Source organism: Streptomyces iranensis, from assembly GCF_017874715.1.
Taxonomy (GTDB): domain Bacteria; phylum Actinomycetota; class Actinomycetes; order Streptomycetales; family Streptomycetaceae; genus Streptomyces; species Streptomyces iranensis.
Genome location: NZ_JAGGLR010000066.1, coordinates 1 through 4,860, shown reverse-complemented (window position 1 = coordinate 4,860; position 4,860 = coordinate 1). Strand labels below are relative to the sequence as shown.

Here is a 4,860-nt window from a genome sequence, read left to right as displayed (position 1 = left end):
CAGGAGCCGTCGCCGCATATTGACTGGTCTGCGGGTGCGGTGTCGTTGTTGCGGGAGTCGGTGGCGTGGCCGGAGTCGGGTCGTCCCCGGCGGGCTGCGGTCTCGTCGTTCGGTTTCAGCGGGACGAATGCGCACACGATCATCGAGCAGGCCCCGGTCGGCGAGGACGAGGCCGCGCATGAGGTGACGACGGGGCCTGGTGTGACGTCGTGGCCGCTGTCGGCGAAGACCGCCGACGCGCTGTGTGCGCAGGCCGGGCGGCTCCGTTCCTACCTGGACGAGCGGCCGGAGCTCGTCCCGGCCGACCTCGGCTTCTCGCTCGCGACCACGCGCGCCGCGCTGGACCACCGCGCGGTTCTGGTGGCCGATGACCGCGAGGGCTTCCTACGCGGTCTGGACGCCCTGGCACGCGGCGAGTCCGGCGCGGAGGTGATCCAGGGGTCGGCTGCTGGCGGGAAGGTGGCGTTCCTGTTCACGGGGCAGGGGAGTCAGCGGTTGGGGATGGGTCGTGAGCTGTACGACGCGTTCCCGGTGTTCGCGGAGGCGTTGGACGCGGTGTGTGCGGAGCTGGACGCGCATCTTGAGCGGCCGCTGCGGGAGGTGCTGTTCGGGGATGAGGTCGAGGCGCTGGACCGGACCGGGTTCACTCAGCCCGCGTTGTTCGCCATCGAGGTGGCGCTGTTCCGGCTGGTGGAGGCGTGGGGGCTGAAGGCGGACTTCCTGTCCGGTCACTCGATCGGTGAGCTGGCCGCCGCGCATGTGGCGGGTGTGCTCTCGCTGGCGGACGCGGCGAAGCTGGTGGCCGCGCGTGGCCGTCTGATGCAGGAGCTGCCCACTGGTGGCGCGATGATCGCCGTCCAGGCCTCCGAGGACGAGGTGCTGCCGCTGGTCAACGAGCGTGTCTCGATCGCCGCGCTCAATGGGCCCACTTCCGTGGTCATCGCGGGTGACGAGGACGCGGCTGTCGCGATCGCTTCCGGTTTCGAGGCGCAGGGCCGTAAGACCAAGCGGCTCACCGTCAGCCACGCGTTCCACTCCCCGCGTATGGACGGCATGTTGGAGGCGTTCCGCGAGGTGGCCGAGGGGCTTACGTACGAGGCCCCGCGGATCCCGATCGTCTCCAACCTCACCGGGGACGTGGTCTCCGCCGAGGAGATCACGACCCCTGAGTTCTGGGTGCGCCACGTCCGTGAGGCCGTCCGCTTCCTCGACGGTGTCCGGACGATGGAGGCCCAGGGCGTCACCACCTACCTCGAACTCGGCCCCGACGGTGTCCTCACCGCCATGGCCCAGGAGTGCGTCACCGACGCCGAGGCGGCCGGATTCGCCGCCGTGTTGCGGGCCGGTCGGCCCGAGGCGCGGGCGGTCCACGCCGCCGTGGCGCGGGCGTACGTCCGTGGTGTGGCCGTGAACTGGGCGGCCGTCTTCGCAGGTACCGGCGCTGCTCGGGTCGAGCTGACCGACCTGCCGACGTACGCCTTCCAGCGCCGCCGGTACTGGCCGCAGGCGTCGGCCTACGGCGTCGGTGGCACGGCGGGGCTCGGGCTGGCCGCCGTGGACCATCCGCTCGTGGGGGCCGCCGTACCGCTCGCGGGCGGCGACGGTGTGCTGCTGACCGGGCGGATCTCTGCGCAGACGCATCCGTGGCTGCTGGATCACGCCGTGATGGGCTCGGTGCTGCTGCCGGGTACGGCCTTTGTGGAGTTGGCGGTTCGGGCCGGTGACCAGGTGGGTTGTGACCGGGTTGAGGAGCTGACGCTGGAGGCGCCGCTGGTGCTTCCGGAGGTGGGCGGTGTTCAGCTTCAGCTGTCGGTGGGTGCGCCGGATGGCTCTGGTCGTCGTGGGTTTGAGGTGTATTCGCGGTTTGAGGGTGCGGCTGCCGATGAGGCGTGGCTGCGTCATGCCTCGGGTGCGCTTGTGGAGGGTGCGTCGGCGGCGTCGTTCGACTTGGGTGTGTGGCCTCCGGCGGGTGCGACGCCGGTCGCGCTGGATGGTCTGTATGAGGGCATGGCGGGCCTGGGGCTGGCCTATGGCCCGGTGTTCCAGGGGCTGAGGTCCGCCTGGCGGCTCGATGGTGAGGTCTATGCCGAGCTGGAGCTGCCGGAGGACGGGCAGTCCGATGCCGGGTTGTTCGGTCTGCATCCGGCGCTGCTGGACTCGGCCCTGCATGCGGTGGGGTTGGGCGGTCTGATCGAGGGCGAGGCCGGGGCGCGGTTGCCGTTTTCGTGGTCCGGGGTGTCGCTGCATGCGGTGGGTGCTTCGGTGTTGCGGGTGCGGTTGTCGGCTGCTGGTGCGGATGCGGTGTCGCTTGCGGTGGCGGATGGTGCGGGGCGTGCGGTGCTGTCGGTGGATTCGCTGGTGTTGCGGCCGGTGTCCGTCGAGCAGTTGGAGAGCGCGCGTACGGCCTACCGCGAGTCGCTGTACCGCGTGGAGTGGACGTCGGCCGCACCTGCTGACGTGGTCGATGTTCCGGGTGACGGCCGGTGGGCGGTGCTGGGCGCGGATGCGTTCGGGTTGGGCGTCACGGTGTACGCGGACCTGACCGCGCTGGGCGAGGCCGTCGATTCCGGAACGGCGCTGCCGGACCAGGTTGTGGTGAACCTGGCGCCTCAAGCCCGTCCGGGCGTGCATTCGGACGGCGCGGTATCTGAAGGCCTGGGTGCGGCAAATCAAGCCCGTCCGGCGATTGAGGACACGCCCGAAGGGCGTCCGCACCCGCACGCAGACGGCGTGGTGCTTGAACTCACGGGTGCGGCATCCCCAGCCCGTCCGGCGATTGAGGACCGGGGTCAAGGGGCGGAGCCCATAGTTTCGGGAAGGGGCAGGGTAGGGGAGAACCCCACCCGAGCCGCACACGACACCACCACCCAAGCCCTCCACCTCCTCCAGTCCTGGCTGGCTGACGACCGCTTCACGGACTCCCGTCTGGTCCTGCTGACCTCCGGAGCCGTGGCCACCGAGGCCACTGAGCCGGTGACGGACCTCGCGGGCGCCGCCGTACGCGGTCTGCTGCGCTCCGCGCAGTCCGAGAACCCGGGCCGCTTCGTCCTCATCGACATCGACGGCCACGACAACTCGCGTGCCGCGCTGCCCGCCGTGCTCGCGAGTGGCGAGGCCGAGGTCTCGGTGCGGGAGGGCGTCTTGAAGACGCCACGCCTGGCCCGCGCCGCATCCGCCACCGACAACGCGGCCCCCGCGTGGAACCCGGACGGCACGGTGCTGGTGACCGGCGCGTCCGGCTCACTGGGCGGCCTGTTCGCCCGACACCTGGCAGCCGAGCGTGGCGTACGGCACCTGCTGCTGGTCAGCCGTCGTGGCGACCAGGCACCGGGTGCGGTCGAACTCACCACAGAACTAGCAGAGTTGGGCGCCGAAGCGCACTGGGCGGCGTGTGATGTGTCGGACCGGGACGCGCTCGCCGCGACCCTCGCCGCCATCCCCGCCGAACATCCGCTGACGGCGGTCGTTCACACGGCCGGTGTGCTGGATGACGGTGTGATCGGTTCGCTCACCCCCGAGCGCATGGCCGGGGTGCTGCGTCCGAAGGTGGACGCGGCGTGGAATCTGCACGAGCTGACCCGGGACCTCGACCTGTCCGCGTTCGTGCTGTTCTCCTCCGCCGCCGGTGTGTTCGGCAATGCGGGGCAGGGCAATTACGCCGCCGCCAATGCCTTCCTGGACGCCCTCGCCCAGCACCGTGCGGCGCGCGGCCTGCCCGGCACCTCGCTGGCCTGGGGCCTGTGGGCCGACTCCAGCGGGATGACCGGTGAGCTGGACGAGGCAGATGTGTCCCGGATGAGCCGGGGTGGCGTCGTGGCGCTCTCGGCCACCGAGGGCCTGGAGCTGTTCGACGCCGCGTACCGTACAGACGAGGCGCTGCTCGTGCCCGTACGGCTCGACCTGGCCGTGATGCGCGCCGAGGCGGCGTCGACCGGTGTGGTGGCGCCGCTGCTGCGTGGGCTGGTGAGGGTTCCGGCGCGGCGTGCGGCGGAGGGTGCGGCGGTGTCGGGTGCGCTGGCGCGGCGGCTCGCCGGGCTGAGCGAGGCCGAGCAGCTCGACGCCCTGATGGAGCTGGTCCGTACGCAGGTCGCGGCCGTACTCGGCCATGACTCGCTGGACACCGTCGAACCGCATCGCTCCTTCCGTGAGCTGGGTTTTGACTCGCTGACGGCGGTGGAGTTGCGGAATGCGCTGGGTGCGGTGAGTGAGTTGCGGCTGCCCGCGACGCTGGTCTTCGACTATCCGACGCCTGCGGTGTTGGCGGAGTTCCTGCGTGCGGAGGTTGTGGGGGCTGTGGCTGCGGTGGCGGGGCCGGTGGTGGTGTCGGCCGCCGATGATGAGCCGATTGCGATCGTGGGTCTGGGGTGCCGTTATCCGGGTGGGGTGGAGACTCCGGAGGATCTGTGGCGGCTGGTCATGGAGGGCCGGGATGCGATCTCCGAGTTCCCCGCCGACCGTGGCTGGGATCTGGACGGGCTCTACCACCCGGACCCCGACCACCCGGGCACCTCGTACTCCCGCGAGGGCGGCTTCGTCGACCGGGCGGGCCACTTCGACCCGGCGTTCTTCGGGATTTCGCCGCGTGAGGCGCTGGCGATGGATCCGCAGCAGCGGTTGCTGTTGGAGACGTCGTGGGAGGCGTTCGAGCGGGCCGGGATCGATCCGGGTGTGCTGCGTGGCAGCCGTACCGGTGTGTTCGCCGGTGTGATGTACCACGACTACGCCTCCTCGCTGCCGGCACTTCCGGAAGGCGTGGAGGGGTTCGTCGGTACGGGTAATGCGGCGAGTGTGATTTCGGGTCGGTTGGCGTACACGTTTGGTCTTGAGGGGCCGACGATCACGGTGGATACGGCGTGTTCG

1 protein-coding gene is annotated in these 4,860 nt (G+C 70.7%); it reads left to right on the top strand.

Translation table 11 applies throughout. The features are described from left to right. The coding region (locus tag J2Z30_RS49120) for a type I polyketide synthase (protein WP_209469204.1) at positions 1-4,860 on the top strand (4,860 nt) is incomplete at both ends.